The following is a 20693-nucleotide window of genomic DNA, read 5'->3' as shown; positions in this document are numbered from 1 at the left end:
GCGCATGGTTAGCGCAGGGATTTGAGCTGCTCAAGCAATGTGATTTTTTGCATGCTTCCGCTAAGCAGGGCGAGGCAGCTGTCTTCGCTTATGCGCCAGTCCATCCGCTTTCCGGCAGGAATCTGCGTGGCATCTACAATGCCTTCTTCGCAGTACTTGCGCATGGTGTTGCGGGATACGTTCAGCAGTTCCATTGCCTGCTTCATTTTGAGTTGGCGCGAATATGACATGTGCTCACCTCGAAAAAGAAGAGGCCCGTGGCGATTGGGGCGGGCCGCCACGGGCCAAGGGATGGGGGTGATAAAATGTTTCAACCAAGTGAATCCTTGATAGGACATTTTAACTCGATAATCAATATCTTGGTGAGGATTTTTTGACAGATAATTTGGTGGCAGGATGTAATAAAAAGGCTCAGATCTTGTGATCTGAGCCTTTTTTAAATTTTGTCTTCTAGTGTGAGCTGTCTTTCTTTGTATATTCGGAGGATTAGGTCTGGCAGTTCGGTTTCAAAGTAGGTTGCTATTCGTCCGGCCTCTTCAAGTGTCAGGTTTCGTCGCTTTTCTCCTGGGTTTGGCGCTCTGGTTCTTAGCCATATGCGGGGGCCGGAGTCCTCTCCAAAGATTGCAATGCCAAACTGGCGGTTTGAGATCTTGAGTTTCTCAAGTCGGTCGCAGATCGCTTCAATAAAAGCGATCTCGAATCCTTCGTTGAGAGTTTGTATGTCGAGGTGTTTTTTCATGTATCAATAATAGGGACGTAATGTCGTTCTTAATAGTGCTAAAATTACCTTTGACACTAGGTGTTAAAATGTCCTAACTTTGGACGCATGAAAACAACCAATACCGCTTTTCAAGTGAATCTTCGGATTCTGCTTGCCGCACACGGCAGCTTTTCCGGTGTGGCTCGCGCAGTAGACATGGCTCCCCGCCATATACGGCGGGCAAAGACTTCACCCAGCGGCAAGTTGCGCGCCCGCATAGCGTGTGAAGCAAACCTTATACGCCTCCGTGCATTCATCCGCCTGCTGCGCACGCACTGCAACGTATCCGATCAGGATGCCCGAATGCTGATGCGGCAGGTGAACAGCGCTTTGGAGCATCCGGCAATCGGAACAGACACCCGCAGGGACTAGGAGGGGCAGACCCTTCTCATGTCCTGCGGGTGTTCTGCGTTCAATAACCATGTTTTTTCAGGAGGATAATCACAATGGCAACCCCTTGTTCGAATCAGGAAAACGTGCGGCAGTCCCTTGTGGGCCTTGATGCCGTGGATGCCTTCAAGCTCGCATGGGAGATAGGCAACAAGCCCATGCCGACCGTGATGAGCGAGATGGGCTGGACGGAATCGCACGCCCGCCGCGTGTTCAGTCCGGAACGCTACTTTCCCACCTTTGAAGACCTGCCGCGCTTTTGCAGCGTGGTGGGCAACACCATCATCATCCAATGGCTGCAGGTGCAGGCCATGTACTACGGCATTGCGCCCAAGCATGTGGACGTGGACTGCGCCGAGCTGGTGAAGCGCATGGGCGAACTCTTCGGCGAGATGAGCGACGTGGGGCAGGAGGCTTCTGCCGCCATTCAGGACGGCAAGCTGGAACCCAAGGAGCTGCGCCGCATCATCCGCGAGCTGAACGACGTGGTGGACCGCAGCGTGGCCCTTATCGGCGACCTGCGCGTGCTGGAGCGATCCATGAAAGAACAGGGAGGCAGTCATGGCTAAGCCGGAACGACCGCAGGCAGTGCAGCTTCTGGAGATGGCGGTTGTGGCCAAGATTGATGCGGCCACGCCCTATATGCAGCAGATAGTGGAATACATCCGCGCGCTGGAAGAGCATTCCGGCAGGCAGGATAGGGCCATAGGCTACCTGCATTCAATACTGGAATCGGGCGGCGCGCCAACACGTGATGAGCAGGCCACGGTGCGCTTTGCAGCAGAGATAATCGTCAGCGGCGACAACTGCGGCGACAATATGGGGACGGTGCAGTAATGAGCGGATACGAAATTCCCGCACGCGACATTGTGCAGGCGCTTAAGGCAGACGCGCGTTTTCAGTTGCAGGAGAAAGGGGCTTACCTTCGCGGTGGCCCCTGCCCCGGGTGCGGAAGCAGGGAGCTGTTTGTCAGTGTGGAAAAGCCGTGGGTGCTCAAGTGCAGCCGGCTGAACAAGTGCGCGTGGGAAGAGCCGGTGCGCGATCTGCTGCCGGAGCTTTTCGAGAATTTCGTAGACCGCTATCCGCCCACCGACGAGGAGCCGGACCGCACGGCCAACGTGTATCTGGGCATGAACCGCGGCTTCGACCTTTCCAGGATCCGCGGATGGTATGACCAGGGCACGTATCAGTACCCGCATTCCAGCTACTTCACGCCCACGGTGCGCTTCTTTCTGGACAAGGAGAAGAATGTCTACTGGCAGCGGCTTATCAAGCCCCTTGCCGATGCCCAGAACAAAGGCAAGGCGCGTTTTAACGGCGACTACAAGGGCATGGTCTGGGCCCCGCCCACGCTGACCATAGAAAAGGGCGACCGCGTGTTCATTGTGGAAGGCATCTTTCACGCCATTGCGCTGTATCACGCTGGCATCAAGGCCGTGGCCGCGCTTTCCAGCTCGAACTTTCCCGATGCGTTCATAGAGGCGCACAAGGACAAGAAGGTGCGCTGGGTGCTGGCGCTGGACGGTGACAAGGCCGGAGCCGATTACACCAAACGCCACGCCGCAAAGCTGCAGGTGCTGCAAGAGCGCTGCGAGGTCTGCCGCCTGCCCGGGAAGCAGGACTGGGACGACCTGTACCGCGCCGGCAGGATAACGGACAAGTTCATCAGCGACTGCATGTACTACGGCCGCCTGTTCATGGCGGAGTCTGCCAACGAAAAGGCCTATCACTATTACGTGCGGCACGAATCCAAGTATTTCATCATAGACTTTGAGAACCACCTCTACCGCGTGGAGGCTGGCCAGAAGCTTTCCGAAGCCTTGGAAACGGCCGCCATTACCCGCCGGAACAAGGCGGAAGAAGAGGGCGGCGATGCGGACGGCGCGGAAAAGGAAAGCATAGCAGCCCTGCGCCGCGCCATTCTGGAATCACCGCGCGGCTGGGATATGTTCCTGCAGCATGCGGATCTGGACCAGATTGCCAACGTCTATCCCGAATGCCTCTACCATGAGGCGGATGACCTTGTTGAAACCAGCCAGTTTTATGTGTTCCGTATTACCTTTCCAAGCGGTGCATCGCAGATTGTGCCGATGGAAGGTTCCTGCCTGCTCTCGGGGCTTACGTTCTCATCCGCTCTCATCAACAAGACGGCAGGCTCAGACTTTTCCGGCACGAACGGCGATTTTCTGTACCTGCGCAAGCGCTGGCTGGATATCGCCCAGCAGAAGAGCATACGGCGCACGCAGTATCTGGGCTATGTGAAGTCGCTGGATGCGTATGTGTTCGACAAGTCTGCATACTACAAGGGCAAAGAGATTCCGCTGAACGACGAAGGCTTTTTTCGTATCGGCAAGCACGGGGTGCGGCCGCATTTGCAAAGCATGCATATTCAGACAGACGGCAGGTTCTCTCCGGACTGGCTGGATAACTATGTGCGCGTGTTCCACTGGCAGGGGCTTGCCCTGCTGAGCTTCTGGCTTGGGTCGCTGTTTGCGCAGCAGATACGCGAAGCCCAGAAGTCATATCCGTTCTTTGAACTGACCGGCGAGCCCGGGGCGGGCAAGTCCACTGTGCTTGAATTCCTCTGGAAGTGCTTTGGCCGTGACGGGTATGAGGGCTTTGACCTGCTCAAATCCAGTCCTGCAGGCCGCCGCCGTGCGCTGAGCCAGCTCTCCAATCTTCCCCTTGTCATCATTGAGTCTGACCGCGATTCCGGCAGCAGGGACGGGCGGGTGCGCCAGTTCAACTTTGATGAGTTCAAGCCTTATTACAATGGACGCGCCACAGGCACGGTGGGGGTGCCTACCCGCGGTAACGAGATTGAGGAAAGCCTGTTTCAGGGCTCTGTGGTTATTGCGCAGAACGCGGAGTTGAGGCGTCCGATGCCTTGCTTGAGCGCATTGTGCATTGCCATGCCGACAAGCAGCATCACGGAGCCGGAACAAGAGAGCTGGCGCGCTGGTTTGAGCGGCAGACCGCAGAAGAGGTAGGCGGGATGCTGCGAAAGGCCCTGAAGGCAGAGAGGCAGATACTTGAGACGTATTTTGCTGCGTTTGACAAGTTTGAGGCGCGGTTCACCCCGCATTTGAAAAGTGAGCGCGTCATCAAGAACCACGCGCAGGTTGCTGCAGCCGGAGAAGCTCTTTACATTCTGTTTCCGCAAATGACCAGGGAGCGGATAGACAGGCTGGGGGATTACCTGCTGGAACGGGCAAGCCAGCGCGAGGCCCTGCTTGCCGGAGATCATCCCCTTGTGGAGGATTTCTGGGAAAGCTTCCATTACCTGAACAGCGACAGCCGTACCCGCAAGCATGGCTGGCTGAACCACTCCAAGGATGAAACCAAGATCATCCTTCACCTCAAGGAATTCGCAGCCGCATGCAAGGATGGCGGTCTGTCTGTTCCTGACATCCCTCTCCTGAAACGGCATCTGGTCACATCCCGCAGGCATGCTTTTGTGGATAAGAACAAGAGCTATAGAAGCCGTTGGACAGGGGAAAGTGCCAAATATTGGTGGTTTGAGGTTTAATGTATTGATTTAACACGCTATACGCGTGTGTATGTGCGCGCGTAAAAAAATGGCCGATTCTCTAAGAGACCCCCCTTGCATACATGGTTACAAAAGTTACACACCCTAAAAATGATACTTAATCACTTGAAATTTATCGATAAAAAGTGTGACCTTTTTTGGGGTACAAAAGGTCACATGTGGCAAAAATTTGTGGCAAAAATGTGGTTTTGTAACCTGCTGAAATTATAGATGTGTAACTTTTTGTGCCCAAAATGTGACCTTTTTTCTGCCACATAAAATAGTTATTTATTATAGCGTGTTATTGCGCAAAAAATGGCTAAAAATTGAAATGTAACCATATATGCAAGGGGGGGGTACCCCCTGAGTGAAGAAGGAGACTGTATGAGCCGGTTGGATGTAGCTGTTAGTGTCGGGGCGACGGACAAGACGATTAAGGAGCTAGCCGATATGTGGACGGGGTATCTGGATCACCCCGTTCTGCCGGAGCATGTGCGGCCTATGCTTGCCATGCTGGTGTTTGTGGATGGTGTGCAGGTGCGCGAGGCGAGCAAAAAAGTGCCTGCTGTATCCGTAGGCAAGGTGTCTGAGGTGGCAAGGGATGTGAATGCGCAGCATCCGGCAATTCATTTTTCGGATGAAGAATTGAGAGAAGACTGGCTCATTGCCGGGGCAAAGGTGCGTGCTATGGCCAAGAAGGCGCGAGCCTTTGAGGAGTTGTATGACAAAGCGCTTTCTTTGTGTGTGAAGCGGAATGTGAGTGGCATGACAAGCCGTTTGGACGCGCTGGAAGAGTATTTGGAAAGGGTTGAGAAGTTGACTCGGTAAGTTTTGGAGTAACAAAATTAGAAGCCCCCGAGACCATAACGGTTTCGGGGGCTTCTAATTGCCCCATATTTCGCAATGGGATATGGGTAGATAGCTATTCATTGATGCCGTTTTTGCAGGGAGTATGTTTGATGACACCTGATGACAGAAAGCAGATTATTGAAGAGTTGCGTGTTGGCTTGGGGAGCCTTCCTGCAAAAGAACTGGGCCCCTGGGCGGTGCGTACCGCTGAGGCTTTACGGCTTGCTGCAACGCGGCGGTTGTTTGGCTTGGCTGTATTGCCGGCCAAGATTGTTTCTGGGGTATACGGAGTGGCCTTGGAGGCGGCTCAAAGCGCATACAACAAAGAGTTTTTGAGATATGTGAAGCAGTCTGCACTGACAGTGGGGGATAAAGCTGGCGAGGTTGCAAAGGGGGCGAATGCCCTGCGCCAGATTGTGGCGAGCGATCCTAAGCAAGGGGCTGTTCACGTTGCTGTTGCGGTGCTTGGTTTTTATGCTGGTTCAGGTGGGCTTGATGGAGATGGGGGGATTCCCGACCTTGATTTGGCTTTAGCCGGATTGGGAGCGCATCGTTCAATTCTGACCCATTCTATGTTCGCCGGAGTGTTGGTAGAATGCGCAACGCTTTCCTTTTTGGATTTGATTGATATTGTATATTTTTATCTTCCTGAAGATCATCATTCCTTCTGGGATAAGTCTGTCATTAAGGCTGATGCGGCCTTGTCATTGGCCTCGGTTTCCATTTCTGCCGGTCTGGCATTTCATTTTCTCATCGATTCTGCCCTGGATAGTGGTAAGGCCTACACCGACTTGCCCATTTCGCTTCCGCTTGAGATTCATCAGTCCATAATGCTGGTAAATGCAATAGGTGAAGGTGTTGCGGCTTCCTCTGCCGTGATGGGGGCGTTAGAAAAGCAGCAGGTTCTGGATATGTCCATTGTGCGTCTTGAGGGGATAATGGCATCTGACAAGCTGGATGCGCGCAAGAAGAGGAACCGCCTTGAGTCCATGCTGCGATTGCTGCGAGACTTATATCGCAGTGACAGCTCTCTGTTTGATGAACATAGAGTTGCTCGTTTAAAGCTGGTAGCCGATGCCTCCAGGCGCTGCTTAGGGGAAGTGAAGTGTGCTGGATCGTTGGCTGCTGCGAGTGTTGAAAAGGTGTTCTCTTTGGGAGCATTTAAGATTCGCTATGAGCAGCAGTAGATGATGCATAAAAAGCCCCCGCCTAAGCTGGGGCTTTTTTCATGCGCAACTCACTCTGCGTTATGTTCCCTGATTCTCTGGCCTGTGCGATGCTGGCGGAATGGATAACCGCGTATGCAGATTCTTTGACCCCGTGTATGAGCTGGCGTGCCGTGGCGTGCGCGTGCAGCTTGCGGAGGCATCCGCTGGGCCGGATGTGGTGGTGCAGCATGAAAAGCGCTACCGCGAAACACGTGAGGAGCTGGCCCATCAGCGGTGGGTGCAGATGGTGCTGACCCGATACTCCCGCCTGATCCGCCTGCAGCTGCAGCTTGGCGGCGGCCTTTTGCCATACCGAAGCGTGGCATGGCTTGTTGCCCATGGCTATGTGGAGGTGCGGGAGGGAAGGTTTAGGGTGGGGAGGCAGTGAAAGGGAAATGAAAAGCCCCCGTCACGGAATGTGGCGGGGGCCTTTTTTTTGCCCTCTGGTTGCTTCGGCTCTGTCTACGCAATCTTTCCATCTCAAATATCGAATACCTAATTGCAAGTGAATGCTCTATGGCGTAGGTGTGAATGCATTGGTAGGTGTAAAAGTCCTAGTGAGTGCGGTGGGTTGGGGTGTGGCTTCATTTTTTGTGAGTGCGTTTTTCATACTAACTGTGCGGTGATGCTATGAACATTCTCTTGATCGTAATTGGGCTTGCTCTTGCTGCTTACCTCTGGAGATATGCACTTGGTGCTGCGATAATCGGCGTAACTATTTGGGTTACATATTTGTATTGGAAAATAGCTCTTCCTGTGTTGGGGGCGTTCTTTGTCTTGTGTATTTGGGCTCATCTTCATGAAAAGAGCAAAATAAAGAAATGGAAAAAGAAAGCTTCAGATCCTCTTTCTACTTATGAAATAGATAGAATTGTCAGCCGATTTGTAGAAGATTCTGGAATTGTTGATGCGAATAATAGGAATGGATATATTTTTAAGGGTGAAGAAGGCAACTTGCCATATGGCAGATTGAATGCATTTCTCAATTTCTTTAACAAGTCTGCTAATGAAATAGAAGTTTATTATTTTTCTGCAATTCCAAGTTCTGACTTTAATGAGGTTAGAGAGTATGGAACGGTGATAACAAGAGATGGATTGTATGTGAGTGTTCAAGGAAGCAAAAAAAGTGATGGGGGTTGGAACTCGTATGATGTGCACGTTCCGTTTGCTGGCGTAGTTGATTATTCTTTAGATAAATCGAAGATAAAAGTTAATTTCATAGCTCATGATTCTGATGAGAAAAAGGTTGTTGAGCTTAAAAATGGTATGACGACTCTTTCTTTGGAGTCTGTTGGCAAAATCATTGCGTGTGTGAAAGATAGCTCGGTTCCCAAGGTTTTGTATGATGGCAATGTTGTTTATGAAGACGATAACTGTGATGAAATTGATGAACAATTTCAGAGTGAGCAGGTTGTTGCGAGTGTGAAGACAGCTTCAGAGATTTCTGGGGTGCTCGGTGCTGCTGTGAAGTTTCAGGATAATTATGCTGAAATTAAGGGGCACATGGATGGTTCTAGGGGGCATGGGTATTCGGCTGAGTATGGGAACACTGCAATGGATAGGCTTGTCGGCAGGCAGGTTGTTAATGCCGGACAGCAACTCGACAGTACCGGTAGGCAAGTTAAGGGAGGCGCTGACCGCATTGTTGATGGGGTGGCTACGCAGGCAAAATACTACAAGACTGCAAATGAAAGCATAGGCGCTGCTTTTGTTCATAAGCAGGCCGTGTACTTGAATCCTGACGGTACGATGATGCCAATTGAGGTTGCGCGAGATCAGTATCAACAGGCACTTGCCTGCATGCAGAAGCGAATTGATAGCGGGCAGGTGCCGAATGCTCCGGCTGGCACACCTGCGGCTAAGTATGTGAAGAAAGGTTGGTTTACGTATAATCAGGCTTGTAACATCGGCAAGGCTGGTACGTTGGAGAGCCTTGCGGTTGATATGGCAACGGGGGTTGTTTCGTCTTCCATGGCGGGGGGAATATCCGGCGCGATTGTTTTTGCTACGTGTGTTTGGCAGGGCAAGGATGTTAAGGAGGCGGCCAAGACAAGTATTGGGGTTACGCTGAGCACTATGGGTAAGGGGGTGTTGGTTTACACTCTGACAATGCAGCTTTCCCGTAAGCAGTTTGCGAACGTGTTTGTCAAAAATTTCACCAAAGATGGTATTCGCGCTGGTTTCAAAGGTATTAATAATCCGATTGCAAAATTGAGTGATGGAATGGCCCGGTCGATTAGTGAGTCTAGTCTTGCGAAGACTTCCGTAGGTGAGTTTTTTGGTCTTCGCGCTGTGACCGGAAGGGCTGTTATTGCCGGTGGTGTAGTTGGGGTGATTGTTTTTGGGCCGGACATTGTTCGTGCTCTTCGCGGAAAGATTTCTAAAAAGCAGCTTATGAAGAATTCAGCGGTTGGCGCCACGTCGTTGGTGGGGACTGCTATTGGCCAGGCATTGATTCCGATCCCCGTTCTCGGGGCTATGACTGGTGCCTTTGTGAGTGGGGTTATTGCAAAGAAGACGCTTGATGCGTTTGTAGAAGATGATGCCGTGCAGATGTTCCAGGTGCTGAAAGAAGAGTATTTGGATGTTGTAATGCAAAGTGGGTTGTCGCAAGAAGAGTTTGATAGCGTTACCTCTGCTACCATTGCCCATGCAAAGCTGCACAAGGTTCTGCAAGATATGTATCAATGTGGAGAATCTCGGGATTTTGCCCGTGACCTTGTGAATACGGCAGTCTGCTCAGTGTTGCAGGGTAGGCAGTGTGTGACCTGCGAAATGGTTGATGAAGGATATGCAGATTTTGGAAGCGAGATGGTGGCGCAGGTCGCTTAGCTGTTTGAGTGCTGCCGTTCGCGCGTTCGATAAAGTTCTGTGCTACGGCCAAGCAGAGAACGCAGCCAATGGTCGGTATTTGAAGGGTAAGCGCAGTGATGTGAATGCGCAGCGGTTTAGGTGTAGTGGGGAAGAGTGCTGAGTAATTTTATTGAGTTGGGAGTTCTTATGTCTGTTGATTCTCGAGCGTTTAGGTCTCTTCTTGAAGATATAGAAGTGGCTTTGGGTTGTAAGTGCGTTGTAAGAAGGGAGGGGGGAAGCGAAGGTGTTAAAAAGTTCTGGTTGCCCATGTTCGGTAGGTATGTTGAGTTTTCAAGGCTTGTGGGTTTTTCTGAACTAGAAAAGAGGGTGATATTCAGGGTGATGGAGGTTTATAAAAAGATGAATCCTGAAGAAGCATCTGGAATTGACAAGGATTATCTTAATTCATTGGTGGTAAATAATGCAATGGATGTCGCGATAGCAACATTCTTGTCTGGATCTCAAAATTTTATAAATATTTTTAGTTTGATACAGTGTATGAAGACGCTTAGTTATGAGCGTTATGAGGGAGAGTCTGTGCGTGCTGGAGTAGTAGTGCGGAGGGGGAATAGCCCTCTGGGCGATTATGAAAATTATGATTTTGATGCGAAGTTTGTGTCTTTTATATTAAAAGATAAAAAAAATAAGCTTAAGACAATTAGAATAAGTGAGAAAGTTGTAAAAGATACTTCGTTTTTTAGGTATGTCGATGGGGTAGATTCGTTTTTTGTTTGTGACACTAACTTGGATGTTGTTGGATATTATAATGTTGTAGCAAATAGGAAAAACGTATTTGATAGACTTACTGGTCAAAGTGTTATAGAGGTTATGGATAATGTTAGGGATTGTTTGTTTTATATATGCGTAAACTCTTCTTCTGAGGTTGAAATATTCAAAAGTAATAAATCTAGGTTTGTTTATAGAAAAGGGAAGTGGAGAATTTTTGATAACAGGGTGATAGATGGATGTTTTGGTGTATCTAATGATTTTTCTCCTTGGAAAATGATGTATTCGCTGTCGAAAATTAGAAGGGGAACTGTTTTTGTTGTTACAAGAAATTTAGGGAAAATTAAAAAAGATGGGTTCATCAAGAAGCATATAGATGGTGGTAATGGCGTTTTAGATGTTATATTGAAAAATATGAAGAAAAAATCAGTTATTGATGTTTGTGATTCTGGAGAGTTGATGCGGATTCTTACGACTGATGGTATGACGTTGATAAAAAAAGGTTTTACAAAGTTGCTTGATGTTAATGTTATAGTTAACACTTCTAAGTCTCCAAAAGGAGAGATTGGAGGCGGAGGACGATCTACTGCGGCGCTTGCGGCCTCTGTTTATGGAGTGTCAGCAAAAGTTTCTGAGGATGGCCCTATTTCAATTTTTAAGAATGGTAAGTGTATATATTCTGTCGGGTAGAGATAAGTTGAGTGGAGGTTATGGTAGATTATGTTCCGTCGTCCCCCAGAATTTACAGCTACTCCAGAAGATCCGTGGGGCAGCGATAAGCTTGGCCGTGATGTAGAGATTATAAGGCTTGCCCGTCTGATGGAAGGTGCCGATACTCCGTTAGTTATGACGCTGAGCGCTCCTTGGGGTGGGGGGAAAAGTTCGTTTGTCAGGATGTGGAAAGCTTATTTGGAAAGCCCCGACGGGGGCGAGCATTGTTGTATTGTTTTTGATGCATGGGAGAGTGATTTTAATAAGGAACCATTGTTGGGTTGTATGGGGGAGATTGGTGAATTTATTAAAAGTCATAAAGAGTCCAGTAGCTGGTATGGGCGGGCTTTAGACGCGTTTGCAAAGGTGGTCGAAGAGTTGCCGGGTTTGTTAAAGGCCACGGCAGGAATGGCGACGTTTCTTTCGTGGGCGGTTCCGGGGGTGGGGCCATTGGCTGCAACGCTGAATGGAGGAGGGGGGGCGGCCGAGAGGGTTCGGAACTATGTGCAGGGTGGGCATTCTGATCTGAAGACGTCCCTCAGGGTCTTTAAAGACGGACTGCGAGAATTTGTGAGCCTGGTTACTGATGGCGGGAAAAAGCCTCTCTATTTCTTTATCGATGAGTTGGATCGGTGTGAGCCGGAATATGCGATTAAGCTTCTCGAAAGTGTGAAGCATTTTTTTGATGTTGAGAATATAATTTTTGTTTTGTCAGTGGACATGGCGAAACTTGGTTCAATGGCTCAGGTTCGATATGGTAAAGGGTACGATGCGAGTGGATATCTTGGTCGGTTTGTTGATGTTGAGTACGTTATGGCCGATGTTGACATAGAATTATTCATTAGGTTTGTATCTATCGATATATTGCACTTTGATAAAGGATGTTTAAAAAGCAAAGAAGATGTTGATGGATTTGTTGAATTTGTCAAAGAGATTGTAGACGTTTATAAAATTCAAACAAGGGGTATATATAGGGCTTTGATAAAAGTTTCTCCTTTGATGTCGAAACGTTGTTCTATTTCTGATAGTGGTTTTTTTATGCTGGCTGGTGAGGGGCATTTTTTGCATATATCTGGTATGACTAAGCCATGTGATGTCAATGAATATCTTCGTGGTGTCTTGTGTAATTTTTATTTTATATTTGTACTTTTGTCTTTGCTGCGCGAGGGTGATGTTGATTGTTATAGCAGGTGGCCAAAGAGTTTTGGTGTTGATAAAGATGGTTTGCGTTCTTTGGGGACCAATAGAGGGTTTTATTATAATCTATTGATGACTATTTCAAATAGTCATTATGTTGATGATGACGAAATCGAAAAAGCAGCGAATTCATGTGATAGTATTGGAAGGTTGCCCCTTTTTCTGGGTCGCGCTCTTAAGAAGTGTGGGAAGGTTGATGAATTTTTTGATTACTACAAGAGAGGTCTTCAGTCTTACGATGCTCTTATGTTTCCCGCAGCTGAAGGTGGCTTTATGAGTTTTGGGCAGCCTTTTCCTAAGAAGCCCACCCCTTGACCCCCACCCCCCAATTACCTCACATGCTTCCAACTAGGCGCTCTCAACGCCTATACTCCACAGTGGTCTCCGCTCAGGAAGGGGTAGGGTGGCGCTGAGGGTGTGAAGAGAAGACGATGACTACATGAAGAAGCCCCGCCGAATTCGGCGGGGTTTTTGTTTATCTAGCACGCACAGGCACTTCCTTCTCTGCAGTGAAGCTGGTATTGGGCGCTGCATATGATGCAGGAGGCTTGTTGTGGCAATGTGGCTTGCGATTGGAATTCTTTTGGGGGGTGTTCTTTGGGCTGTGTATTGGGCAGTGCGCAAGGTCGTGCTGTACGTGCAGTGGAAAATGCCGAGCAAGCCTGGTCAGATGGTGGACCCTCAGATTTTATTCGGAATACGCCATCCTATTCCTGTTGGGGATATGGAGGTCGTTCTCTGGGATGGTGAATATGATCTTGGCTTTGTTCTGTTTGAAGAGGTGGTGGCTGACACGAAAGGAGTTTTTCTTGCTGCGGCTATTCGGGAGTATGATGGAAGGTATCTAATGGTGGTCGATTTCATCCTTCGGGCTGTTGTCGTGCGCGATGTTTGCAAGGTCTACTATCGTGGTAGTTTTCAAGGGCTGAGAGGGGAGGAGGATATTCCTGTTGAATTCGTGGAGTTTACGGAGGCTCCCGATGGCGATTGGTTCCTTGCATCGGATTATAGCAAGTATGTTCTTAGAGTTGACCTTGATCCCTATCGTGAAATGAAGGCCCGTGAAGATGAACTGCGGGCGTATCTGGCTGCTCAGTAACCCACCCCCTTGACACCCACCCCAATCATCCCACATACTTCCAACTAGGTGCTGAACACACCTTTTCACAAGCGGTCTCCGCTCCCGTTAGTAGTGGTTTTTTTGCGTCCTGTGTGCAAGCTTTGGCCTGTACTCGATGGGGGACGTGCATTTGCCATATCTGCGCCAATATTTGGCCGGGAGTTCGGAGGCTATACAATACCCGCAAGGGGAAATCCTCCAGCCGCCTTGTGACGGTGTTCAGCTCCCGGCCTCTTTTATTCTGAGGGGCCAACCGAACAAATCACAAGAGGAGGTGCCCCATGGCACAGAACGCTACCCCTAACCTTCCCCGGCCTGTTCCACCGCCCGTTATCCAGCCCGCTATCCAATCGGTCGCAGAAGATCTGCGAGACATCGCCGGCACATTGAACCGGCTGCGCGATGATGCTCTTCCGGCCCACAGTGTGGCACTGGATCACCTGATTGATCGTGTAGTGCAAAATGCAAACACGATTGAAAGGAGGGTGGATTCATGAAATCCCGCACGAATATCCCAGATGTACCTAGGCAGTTGTATGAAATCTCTTATGGCCTGCGTTTTGTCTGCACGGCCCTGCAGGATGGTCCTTCCGACCTGCTGGGCATCCTTCGCCTGATGCATGAGCGGCTGGAAGACTGCGCCGCCTGTCTGGATGATCTGCCGCCCGAGAATCTGCGCGCCACGTCCAGGGATGGGTAAGGTGGTCTGGTGTTTTTGAGGAAGTGAAGAGAAGAAGATGAAGAAATGAAAAAGCCCCGCCGGATTCGGCGGGGCTTTTGTTGTTTTGGAGAGTGGTTAGGATTTGGTAAGCTTTCCGCTAAATAGATCTAGGTACTTATTGAATAGTGTAGTAGTTTCATTCTGTATTTCTTCAGGGTTTGGAGTATCTGAATATATGAGTGTTTTGATTGATTGCATGAGGTACAGGATTCTATGTGTGGTTAATTCGTCTTTGTCGTTTATGTCCAAGTCTTTGTGTAGGTATATTGATGCTATATTTATTATTGCAAAAGATGCAGATATAATTTTTTTGTCAACTTTGTCATTTATGTATGGTGTGTCGGTGAATTTTTTATTTCCTGATTGGTGTAGAAAATGTTCATATATAATCGGTCTGTTGATAGTCCTGTCAGTCCTTGGAGCATTACAGTTGATCCGGCGTATAGGCTAGCTAGTAGTTTGTTTGCGTTATGTACTTTTGGTCTGTAGACTACGAAGTAATAAAATATAAAGCTAGCAACTATGCTGCTTATTATTGACAGTATTATGTCGTTGCCATATTGAAATTGGTTAAAATATGAACTCAGTGTTGTGTTGTAAATTAGTGGAATATGTTGTGAATCTGATGTTTTAAGTGTTAGTGTCAGTATGAGTATGGTTAAAATCATTGAATATAAGTATCGATAATGTGAAAGCTGGCCTGTTGCGCTAAACTTTATTGTGTATTTCGCTAGAGGGTTTTGCATATTGATAGGTATTTTAATAAATTGGTTTTGTAGTTATGAATTTATTTGGCGATATGAGTGATCGAGTGATTCTTCTAATTCTCGTTCAGTATTGTCTAGTTTTGTCAAAATGGAAGATATTCGTAGTTTGTAGTGCATGTATATTCTTTCTGCAGCATATGGTGTATCTATAAGGTAATTTTCAAATATTAGCTCTGTTGGTATGTGTTTTATTTCTTCTATGGTGCTTAAAAAATTTATAATTGCAGTTTGTGATTTTAGGTTAAGAGTGTTTAATTGCTCGATGCTTATTATTTCGTTAAAATCTGTATTTATATTTAAAAAAATTGCTTCAATTTTTGTTTCTATTGTTTCATTGTTTTGATCGTGTGTGTCTATATCACAGAGAATTTTTGCTATATTTGATCTAGTAGATGTGTGCATAGGTGAAATTTTTTTGTATGGCTAGTATCGAGCATAAGGATTGCTTTTTGTTAGTATTGTAAAGATCTTTTTCATATACATATTTCTGATGGTTTACTGATGTCTTGCCGCAGTATAGTGCAGCTAAAATTGCTGATATTGTTGCAACAGATGATACTATTCCATCCATTGTTATGCTATTTGAGTAATTGTTATTGATAAAAGATGATAATAAGAATCCAAATAGTGTTGGAGGTATTATGTATGCTGAATAAATAATTAGCTTTAGTATGTAATCTACTTGTTGTTCATTGGGCTTTACACTGTTTTGTGCATGCTTACTCTCAGTTCTAAATCTTTCTATTGTGTAGTATTCATTATTGTTTTGTTTGATTTTGTGGTTTCTTATAAAGTTTTTAAAGTCTATATTTTGCATCGTGTGCTCGTTGTTTTAAGATTGTATTGATGAAAATAGCAATTGCTGTTGTGACCTGCTATACCCTTTCAGCCGTTCTCTAACGTCTTCCGGCAGATCAAGGGCAGAAGGGGAGAGGGTGTGAGAGAACTCCATGCTGACCACAAAGGTGTGACCGCACTCCACATTCCTACACATGCAATACAGGTGCTTCACCACGTCAGAAATCTCCTTGCTGGAGTCTATGGCGGCAGCGCTCCCGCATCTGTTGCATCGAACTAATACAGGTCTCATTGTCACATTCCTCTTCAGCTATGAGTATGTCTTCGCGTCTGTATCTGTCAATCGATGACGGGAGCTATCCCGCTTTAAACGCTGCATCTTTCCCCTTGCTTTTGCCCTTGCCGGCCATGCTTTCTGCGGCGGCATCCTCTTCACTATCCTCCGGCAGCGGGGCTGCCACCTGCCACCGCACTGCCAGATCAGGGCGCAGCACCTCGTTCACGTCCAGCAGCATCTGGCGCACGGGGGCAATCTCGTTTTTCTCATACACCCGATCATAGGCTTCAATATCGCCGAACCCTGCGGTGTTTGTGGGAATAACGTTTGCCATGGCGGGCGGAATGCGGTGCGCGGCTATTATGTCGTCACGGGAGATGTTCTTTATCTTTTCCAGCTCGTCCTTGCTGGAAAAATCGCCTACGGGCAGAATCTGCACGGCTTTGGCCTCGCCGTTGGGAATGTGCAGATACATGTTGCGAAAGTTGCCAAGGCCCTTTGCGCCTTCTATGGCCTTTTGAATGCGGTCCTGATCGGCTTCTTCCAGGTCGGCCCCGCTGGTGTAGAACACATAGCCCATGTGCGCGCCGTTCTTGTAATAGCGGCGACGGAACAGGGTGGCGTCCTCGTTCAGCAGCATGCTCTGAATGGCGCCCAGATAGCGCGGCTTGCCGTATATGCTCTGGGTTACATCGTAGTTGCGGAAGTGAAACACCTCGCCCGCGGCAAAGGGCGTAAGCTCTCCGGCAACTTGCAGCAGGCCGTAGGTATCCGGCTCTTTCATGCGGCGCATGTTTATGGCGGGCAGGTGCGTTGCGCGCACCACCTCGCCATAGCCGTTGCGATGCAGCTGCAGATAGGCGTTTGCAAACACGGAATAGTCCGTGGCTGCGGCCTCCATGCTGCGGCGCGAAATGGCGGCGGAAGGTACAAACCCGCGCATGACCATGAGCGTTTTAAACTCCAGCAGCGGGCCGTGGTAGGCGTTTGCATAGAGCAGGCGCGCAAGGCCGGTAAAGGGCACGGGCGTCTGGTAGTAGCGGCCGTTGTCCAGCAGGTACACGCCCAGATGGTCGGCATACTGGTAGCCGTCCAGAACCGGTTCCGGCTCGCCGAAGGTAAAGGCGCGGGCGGTGCATTTGGTTGTCATGCTGTGCTCCTATCCTATAACCACGCGACTGCCGCCGCGGGGTCTGGCTAAAGGTTCGTGCGAAACCGCATGCAGAATGGCAAAGGCGGCGTCCGCATGGCCTGTGGTCTCTGATCTGTTGGCGGCATAGGTCATGGCGCCGGTGGGCGTGGTGGTCTGGCGAATCATCATGAAGGCGTGCGAAATCTCGCGGTCTGCCGCATCCCATTGCAGGCGGCGGCAAAACCCTGCCCGTGATTCCGGCATTGCGTCCCGGCGTGCTGCTGAACGGGGAATATGTGACCGCGCTGCAGCTGCGCGGGGATAGCATGGTGGTGAAATGCGCGAAGCAATTAGAAAAATAGTGCTCAAGCTCTTTCCGGAGATCGCCGCAGGGCTGCATCTGCCGCGTTATGCGCGAGTGCTGGCCGTGGCGGAAACGCCACAAGCCGGTGACACCTGCGAGCGGTACCGGCCCCGTTATGCCGTGGACATTCAGGTGCTCACGCCGGAAGGGGAGCCGGATTCCGCGTACCCAGTCTATGAGGCCGTGCCGCTGCCTGTGCCGGTCGGGTGTGGCCATGAGGCTGGACTGTTCGGCTATCCGCGCACCGGGGCGCTTGTGGTGGTGGAATTTGCCTATGGCAGGCCGGACCATCCGCTCATCAGTCAGGTGTATCCCTTGGGTACATCCCTGCCCATGCTGCAGGCCGGTGAACTGCGTTGGATGCAGAGCGAGGCCGCGCACCAAGGGATAGACGCGGATGGTAACTGGACGCGCGAAACGGACATGGCCATCACGGACGCAAGCCGCGACCGCATCATCACCGCCGTGCGCAAGATGGAGAACGTGGCGCGCGAGATCCGCCGCGTGAGCGAGAACAGCACCGAACGTGTGGACGGCGTAAAGCGTGTGGAAGCGCTTGGCGCGCTGCGCCTGCTGACGGCAGGTTCTGCGCGGCTGTCTGCCGGTGACTCGCTGGCGTTGACTACGTCCAGAGACATGGCCTGCACCGTGGGGCAGGATGCGCTGCAGGTGGTAGGTCGCAATGTGCGCACCGATGTGCGCGGGGCTGTGACAACGACGGTGGCCAAGTCCGTAACCGAGACCATAGGCGCAGGGCGCACCACTACCGTGGGCGCAGATGATGCCTGCACCGTAACCGGTAACAGCGCTCAGAATACGGGCGGAAACGCCACGGAAAGCGTGGGCGGCGACAAGACCATTACCGCTGCCAATATCAACCTGCAGTGCGGCAATACCCTGCGTCTTGGTGCCGGAGAAGTGAGCCTGCTGCCGCTGATGCTGGACGTGTGGGAACACGTGCGCGATGCCTTGCACGTGCTGGCGGACCACACCCATCAAGGCGGGGCTATACCCAAGCCAGACCAGAGTGGAGTGGTGCATGGGCATGCGGGGGCTGTGGGAGCGGATAGGGATAGGTTAGAGGGGGTTAGTGGGTAGAAGTAGTTGAAGGAGTTGTGTTTTTGAGTAATTATATATAAATAACTGCTCGTGGGTGTGTGTTTTTTTGAACAGGAGTCGTGCTGTGAATCTGGTTGAAATGATAAGAGATGTTACGAAGATGGATGTACCGTCTGTTGTCTGTTTGATTTCTATCCATCCTGAATTTGTAGAAAAGATTTATAATTCTGAAAAAAAATTCGAATTCAGAAAGCAAAAAACAAGAGATGGAGTCAGGCTTTTTGTTGTATATGAAACTGCTCCTGTTAAAATGATAACAGGATGTTTTTATTCTGACAGCTGTATATCTATGCATCCTGAGATGTTGTGGAATAAATGTGCTGATTGTTCTGGCATAGATGAGGATAGGTTTTTTAAGTATTTTTATGGAAAAGAAATAGGGCATGCTTTTGTAATAGGTAGACATTTTAAATTTTCAAAATACTACTGTCTGGATGATTTTCAGTGTGGGTTGAGAGCTCCTCAATCATTTTCATATATAAATATTTCGAGGTAGTTATGGCTGGGAGAAGTAGTATTGTTATTTGGCCTACGATAAATGAAAAAATAAATTCAAATAAAAAATTTAGTAAATTTACAAAAAAATCGATGTGGGAATCTTCTTTCCCCAATAGTCAGCAGGCAGACTTGCATATAAATATATGGAGGCTCCCTAGTAAAGGGATTGGAAAAATCCATGATCATTTTTTTGATATTGGAATAATGATATACAATCCAAAGGAGATTTCTAAGTTTAATATCTTTATTCCGAAGCATAATGGAACATATTATTCTGGTGGTATTCAGGATTTAGTTCCCTATATGAAGGATGTATCTGTCCTGAGTTCTGTATTTAATGAAGATCTTGGAATTAATGTAATTAACGATGCTTATCAGCATCGTGTTTCAAAAGATGACGAATTGTTTTGTATTCTCAATGAATTGACACATAGTGATTATGATATGTCAATAATTGAAGGAGAAGGTGTCGTTTTTAGCGTTTTAGTGCCAGATAATATTAATGGAAAAGTTTATTTTCGATTAAGAATGAAAGGTGAAGCCCTTTTAGGATGTATATCAGAAGAGAAGCTTGCTAATTCTTATCTTCAAAGGTTTTTGTCTCGTGTAGAAATTACTGACTTGCAAATCAATGAATTGAGAACTATAAGTAAGAGATTGAGGGATGAGATAAGAGATAAAGGAGAGTTTGTTTTTAATAAGGTCCATATTTTTTATGTATGTAGTTCTGACAATGAGATTTTAGTTAACTCACCACAGTACGGGGTATGTAGGTACTTGGAGTGTGATGTCTGGAAGAAGTATATTGATCATGCTTATTTGAATTCGAAAAGACATAATGGTGTGTTGGCATATCATTGGAAATTTAAAGGAGATGTGAAGTCTTGCTTGGTCTTGATCAAAAATAAATATGATCGCACGACTTGCCTTCTCTGGTTGCGTTATGCGGTGATAGTCCTTTTTTTTACGGTTGCGCTGGGTTGCATGTCGAATTATATATATGATACAGGTCGCGAATGGTTGCAGCAGAAACGGGGCTCCGAAAACTCTTCGGGTGAAATTCCGGTTAGCCCTTTAGGTGGCAGCAAAAAGGGGAGCGTAGAAAATGGTTCAAATTGAGAAAGTCTTTCAATATGGTGCATTGACGATGCCTATGGTGACTGGACATCTCAGAGCTGTTGCCCCTCTGCTTCTGGGTCTTGACGCCGATTATCCAGGCTTTACGAACTGGCTACAGACTAAAGTAGGCTTTGGGCTTGTTTTGGGGGAGCGTGAGATTTTACTCGCTAAGCATAGAGGGAAGATTGCTGGTTTGGCTATTTTAAAATCTAGCTTAACTGAGAATAAGATTTGTACTTTGTTGGTGGCTAAATCCTTTCGTAAATGTGGGATAGGACGCCAGTTGTTAGATGCTAGTTTGCGATCTTTTAATGGGGTTTTACCCATGATTACGGTTTCTGAAAAACGGGTGGACTCATTAGCCCCCTTGCTTCTGTCGAAGGGATTTGAATTGAAGGATGTCCGGTTTTCCTACTATGTATCTGGTATGAATGAGTTTGTATTCAATGGATATCTAGATGGGTGCCCTCCTAGCTATATTCACTAGTAACAGCCCCGCTTCGGCGGGGCTTTTCTTTTGCCCTTTGTCTTGCACGTGCTGGCGGACCACACCCA

At 48.4% G+C, this 20693-nt stretch carries 23 protein-coding genes; 18 read left to right on the top strand and 5 right to left on the bottom strand.

Translation table 11 applies throughout. From position 1 onward, the window contains the following. Window positions 1-8: 8 nt before the first annotated feature. Complete coding sequence (locus N1030_RS07190; RefSeq protein ID WP_265828566.1) at window positions 9-230, bottom strand: helix-turn-helix domain-containing protein; 222 nt, start codon at window positions 228-230, stop codon at window positions 9-11. A 596-nt stretch (window positions 231-826) separates the two neighbouring features. On the opposite strand from N1030_RS07190, the gene N1030_RS07185 reads away from it, so the two are divergent. From N1030_RS07185 to N1030_RS07120, 14 genes are all read left to right on the top strand, one after another. Then, a complete protein-coding gene (locus tag N1030_RS07185; protein WP_265828565.1) occupies window positions 827-1132 on the top strand; it encodes a hypothetical protein in 306 nt (101 codons plus the stop codon). Window positions 1133-1206: 74 nt separating this feature from the next. Next, entirely contained in the window at window positions 1207-1719 is a 513-nt protein-coding gene (locus N1030_RS07180; RefSeq protein WP_265828564.1) for a phage regulatory CII family protein, read from the top strand. Next, window positions 1712-1987: a hypothetical protein gene (locus tag N1030_RS07175; RefSeq protein ID WP_265828563.1), complete on the top strand. Its 276-nt coding sequence runs from the start codon at window positions 1712-1714 to the stop codon at window positions 1985-1987. The genes N1030_RS07180 and N1030_RS07175 overlap by 8 nt, the downstream gene beginning before the upstream one ends. Further along, window positions 1987-4140, top strand: a complete 2154-nt coding sequence (locus tag N1030_RS07170) for a toprim domain-containing protein (RefSeq protein WP_265828562.1) — start codon at window positions 1987-1989, stop codon at window positions 4138-4140. Before N1030_RS07175 ends, N1030_RS07170 begins: the two co-directional genes overlap by 1 nt. Further along, the gene (locus tag N1030_RS07165; RefSeq protein ID WP_265829128.1) at window positions 4038-4679 is read left to right on the top strand and encodes a hypothetical protein; all 642 of its coding nucleotides are present in this window, start codon (window positions 4038-4040) and stop codon (window positions 4677-4679) included. Before N1030_RS07170 ends, N1030_RS07165 begins: the two co-directional genes overlap by 103 nt. Window positions 4680-5063: 384 nt before the next feature. Next, window positions 5064-5507 carry a hypothetical protein gene (locus N1030_RS07160; RefSeq protein ID WP_265828561.1) on the top strand — a complete coding sequence of 148 codons (444 nt, stop codon included), beginning with the start codon at window positions 5064-5066 and terminating at the stop codon, window positions 5505-5507. 131 nt (window positions 5508-5638) lie between these two features. Further along, complete coding sequence (locus N1030_RS07155) at window positions 5639-6715, top strand: hypothetical protein (protein ID WP_265828560.1); 1077 nt, start codon at window positions 5639-5641, stop codon at window positions 6713-6715. Window positions 6716-6815: 100 nt separating this feature from the next. After that, window positions 6816-7124 carry a hypothetical protein gene (locus N1030_RS07150; RefSeq protein WP_265828559.1) on the top strand — a complete coding sequence of 103 codons (309 nt, stop codon included), beginning with the start codon at window positions 6816-6818 and terminating at the stop codon, window positions 7122-7124. A 242-nt stretch (window positions 7125-7366) separates the two neighbouring features. Further along, the gene (locus tag N1030_RS07145; RefSeq protein ID WP_265828558.1) at window positions 7367-9568 is read left to right on the top strand and encodes a hypothetical protein; all 2202 of its coding nucleotides are present in this window, start codon (window positions 7367-7369) and stop codon (window positions 9566-9568) included. 168 nt (window positions 9569-9736) lie between these two features. Then, window positions 9737-11005, top strand: a complete 1269-nt coding sequence (locus N1030_RS07140; protein WP_265828557.1) for a hypothetical protein — start codon at window positions 9737-9739, stop codon at window positions 11003-11005. Window positions 11006-11035: 30 nt separating this feature from the next. Then, the gene (locus N1030_RS07135) at window positions 11036-12538 is read left to right on the top strand and encodes a KAP family P-loop NTPase fold protein (protein WP_265828556.1); all 1503 of its coding nucleotides are present in this window, start codon (window positions 11036-11038) and stop codon (window positions 12536-12538) included. 244 nt (window positions 12539-12782) lie between these two features. Then, window positions 12783-13322, top strand: coding sequence for a hypothetical protein (locus N1030_RS07130; protein WP_265828555.1), 540 nt, complete (start codon window positions 12783-12785; stop codon window positions 13320-13322). Window positions 13323-13624: 302 nt separating this feature from the next. After that, entirely contained in the window at window positions 13625-13840 is a 216-nt protein-coding gene (locus tag N1030_RS07125; RefSeq protein WP_265828554.1) for a hypothetical protein, read from the top strand. Then, on the top strand, window positions 13837-14043 hold the full coding sequence (locus tag N1030_RS07120; RefSeq protein ID WP_265828553.1) for a hypothetical protein: 207 nt from the start codon (window positions 13837-13839) through the stop codon (window positions 14041-14043). Before N1030_RS07125 ends, N1030_RS07120 begins: the two co-directional genes overlap by 4 nt. Before the next feature lie 1173 nt (window positions 14044-15216). Here N1030_RS07120 and N1030_RS07115 read toward each other — a convergent pair. The 4 genes from N1030_RS07115 to N1030_RS07100 form a co-directional block, all read right to left on the bottom strand. Then, window positions 15217-15648 carry a hypothetical protein gene (locus N1030_RS07115; RefSeq protein ID WP_265828552.1) on the bottom strand — a complete coding sequence of 144 codons (432 nt, stop codon included), beginning with the start codon at window positions 15646-15648 and terminating at the stop codon, window positions 15217-15219. A 15-nt stretch (window positions 15649-15663) separates the two neighbouring features. Next, complete coding sequence (locus tag N1030_RS07110; protein ID WP_265828550.1) at window positions 15664-15921, bottom strand: Ogr/Delta-like zinc finger protein; 258 nt, start codon at window positions 15919-15921, stop codon at window positions 15664-15666. 64 nt (window positions 15922-15985) lie between these two features. Continuing rightward, complete coding sequence (locus tag N1030_RS07105) at window positions 15986-17056, bottom strand: phage portal protein (RefSeq protein ID WP_265828549.1); 1071 nt, start codon at window positions 17054-17056, stop codon at window positions 15986-15988. Between the two features lie 9 nt (window positions 17057-17065). After that, on the bottom strand, window positions 17066-17302 hold the full coding sequence (locus N1030_RS07100; RefSeq protein ID WP_265828548.1) for a phage terminase large subunit family protein: 237 nt from the start codon (window positions 17300-17302) through the stop codon (window positions 17066-17068). A gap of 73 nt (window positions 17303-17375) precedes the next feature. Here N1030_RS07100 and N1030_RS07095 point away from each other — a divergent pair, with 73 nt between their 5' ends. From N1030_RS07095 to N1030_RS07080, 4 genes are all read left to right on the top strand, one after another. Continuing rightward, a complete protein-coding gene (locus tag N1030_RS07095; protein ID WP_265828547.1) occupies window positions 17376-18500 on the top strand; it encodes a bacteriophage T4 gp5 trimerisation domain-containing protein in 1125 nt (374 codons plus the stop codon). Window positions 18501-18585: 85 nt separating this feature from the next. Next, window positions 18586-19017, top strand: coding sequence for an ASCH domain-containing protein (locus N1030_RS07090; RefSeq protein ID WP_265828546.1), 432 nt, complete (start codon window positions 18586-18588; stop codon window positions 19015-19017). 2 nt (window positions 19018-19019) lie between these two features. Next, complete coding sequence (locus tag N1030_RS07085; protein ID WP_265828545.1) at window positions 19020-20138, top strand: hypothetical protein; 1119 nt, start codon at window positions 19020-19022, stop codon at window positions 20136-20138. Further along, complete coding sequence (locus N1030_RS07080; protein WP_265828543.1) at window positions 20125-20625, top strand: GNAT family N-acetyltransferase; 501 nt, start codon at window positions 20125-20127, stop codon at window positions 20623-20625. The genes N1030_RS07085 and N1030_RS07080 overlap by 14 nt, the downstream gene beginning before the upstream one ends. Window positions 20626-20693: the final 68 nt, after the last annotated feature.

Origin of the sequence: Desulfovibrio mangrovi (assembly GCF_026230175.1) — a bacterium.
GTDB classification, from domain to species: Bacteria; Desulfobacterota; Desulfovibrionia; order Desulfovibrionales; family Desulfovibrionaceae; genus Halodesulfovibrio; species Halodesulfovibrio mangrovi.
The sequence above is the reverse complement of the archived record's forward strand: the minus strand, read 5'-3'. Positions and strand labels throughout refer to the sequence as shown.

What these genes read in the sequence shown, in the direction of transcription:
- N1030_RS07190 (WP_265828566.1), bottom strand. Translation starts at nt 230, where the DNA reads ATGTCATATTCGCGCCAACTCAAAATGAAGCAGGCAATGGAACTGCTG.
- N1030_RS07185 (WP_265828565.1), top strand. Translation starts at nt 827, where the DNA reads ATGAAAACAACCAATACCGCTTTTCAAGTGAATCTTCGGATTCTGCTT.
- N1030_RS07180 (WP_265828564.1), top strand. Translation starts at nt 1,207, where the DNA reads ATGGCAACCCCTTGTTCGAATCAGGAAAACGTGCGGCAGTCCCTTGTG.
- N1030_RS07175 (WP_265828563.1), top strand. Translation starts at nt 1,712, where the DNA reads ATGGCTAAGCCGGAACGACCGCAGGCAGTGCAGCTTCTGGAGATGGCG.
- N1030_RS07170 (WP_265828562.1), top strand. Translation starts at nt 1,987, where the DNA reads ATGAGCGGATACGAAATTCCCGCACGCGACATTGTGCAGGCGCTTAAG.
- N1030_RS07160 (WP_265828561.1), top strand. Translation starts at nt 5,064, where the DNA reads ATGAGCCGGTTGGATGTAGCTGTTAGTGTCGGGGCGACGGACAAGACG.
- N1030_RS07155 (WP_265828560.1), top strand. Translation starts at nt 5,639, where the DNA reads ATGACACCTGATGACAGAAAGCAGATTATTGAAGAGTTGCGTGTTGGC.
- N1030_RS07150 (WP_265828559.1), top strand. Translation starts at nt 6,816, where the DNA reads ATGGATAACCGCGTATGCAGATTCTTTGACCCCGTGTATGAGCTGGCG.
- N1030_RS07145 (WP_265828558.1), top strand. Translation starts at nt 7,367, where the DNA reads ATGAACATTCTCTTGATCGTAATTGGGCTTGCTCTTGCTGCTTACCTC.
- N1030_RS07140 (WP_265828557.1), top strand. Translation starts at nt 9,737, where the DNA reads ATGTCTGTTGATTCTCGAGCGTTTAGGTCTCTTCTTGAAGATATAGAA.
- N1030_RS07135 (WP_265828556.1), top strand. Translation starts at nt 11,036, where the DNA reads ATGTTCCGTCGTCCCCCAGAATTTACAGCTACTCCAGAAGATCCGTGG.
- N1030_RS07130 (WP_265828555.1), top strand. Translation starts at nt 12,783, where the DNA reads ATGTGGCTTGCGATTGGAATTCTTTTGGGGGGTGTTCTTTGGGCTGTG.
- N1030_RS07125 (WP_265828554.1), top strand. Translation starts at nt 13,625, where the DNA reads ATGGCACAGAACGCTACCCCTAACCTTCCCCGGCCTGTTCCACCGCCC.
- N1030_RS07120 (WP_265828553.1), top strand. Translation starts at nt 13,837, where the DNA reads ATGAAATCCCGCACGAATATCCCAGATGTACCTAGGCAGTTGTATGAA.
- N1030_RS07115 (WP_265828552.1), bottom strand. Translation starts at nt 15,648, where the DNA reads ATGCAAAATATAGACTTTAAAAACTTTATAAGAAACCACAAAATCAAA.
- N1030_RS07110 (WP_265828550.1), bottom strand. Translation starts at nt 15,921, where the DNA reads ATGAGACCTGTATTAGTTCGATGCAACAGATGCGGGAGCGCTGCCGCC.
- N1030_RS07105 (WP_265828549.1), bottom strand. Translation starts at nt 17,056, where the DNA reads ATGACAACCAAATGCACCGCCCGCGCCTTTACCTTCGGCGAGCCGGAA.
- N1030_RS07100 (WP_265828548.1), bottom strand. Translation starts at nt 17,302, where the DNA reads ATGCCGGAATCACGGGCAGGGTTTTGCCGCCGCCTGCAATGGGATGCG.
- N1030_RS07095 (WP_265828547.1), top strand. Translation starts at nt 17,376, where the DNA reads ATGCGCGAAGCAATTAGAAAAATAGTGCTCAAGCTCTTTCCGGAGATC.
- N1030_RS07085 (WP_265828545.1), top strand. Translation starts at nt 19,020, where the DNA reads ATGGCTGGGAGAAGTAGTATTGTTATTTGGCCTACGATAAATGAAAAA.
- N1030_RS07080 (WP_265828543.1), top strand. Translation starts at nt 20,125, where the DNA reads ATGGTTCAAATTGAGAAAGTCTTTCAATATGGTGCATTGACGATGCCT.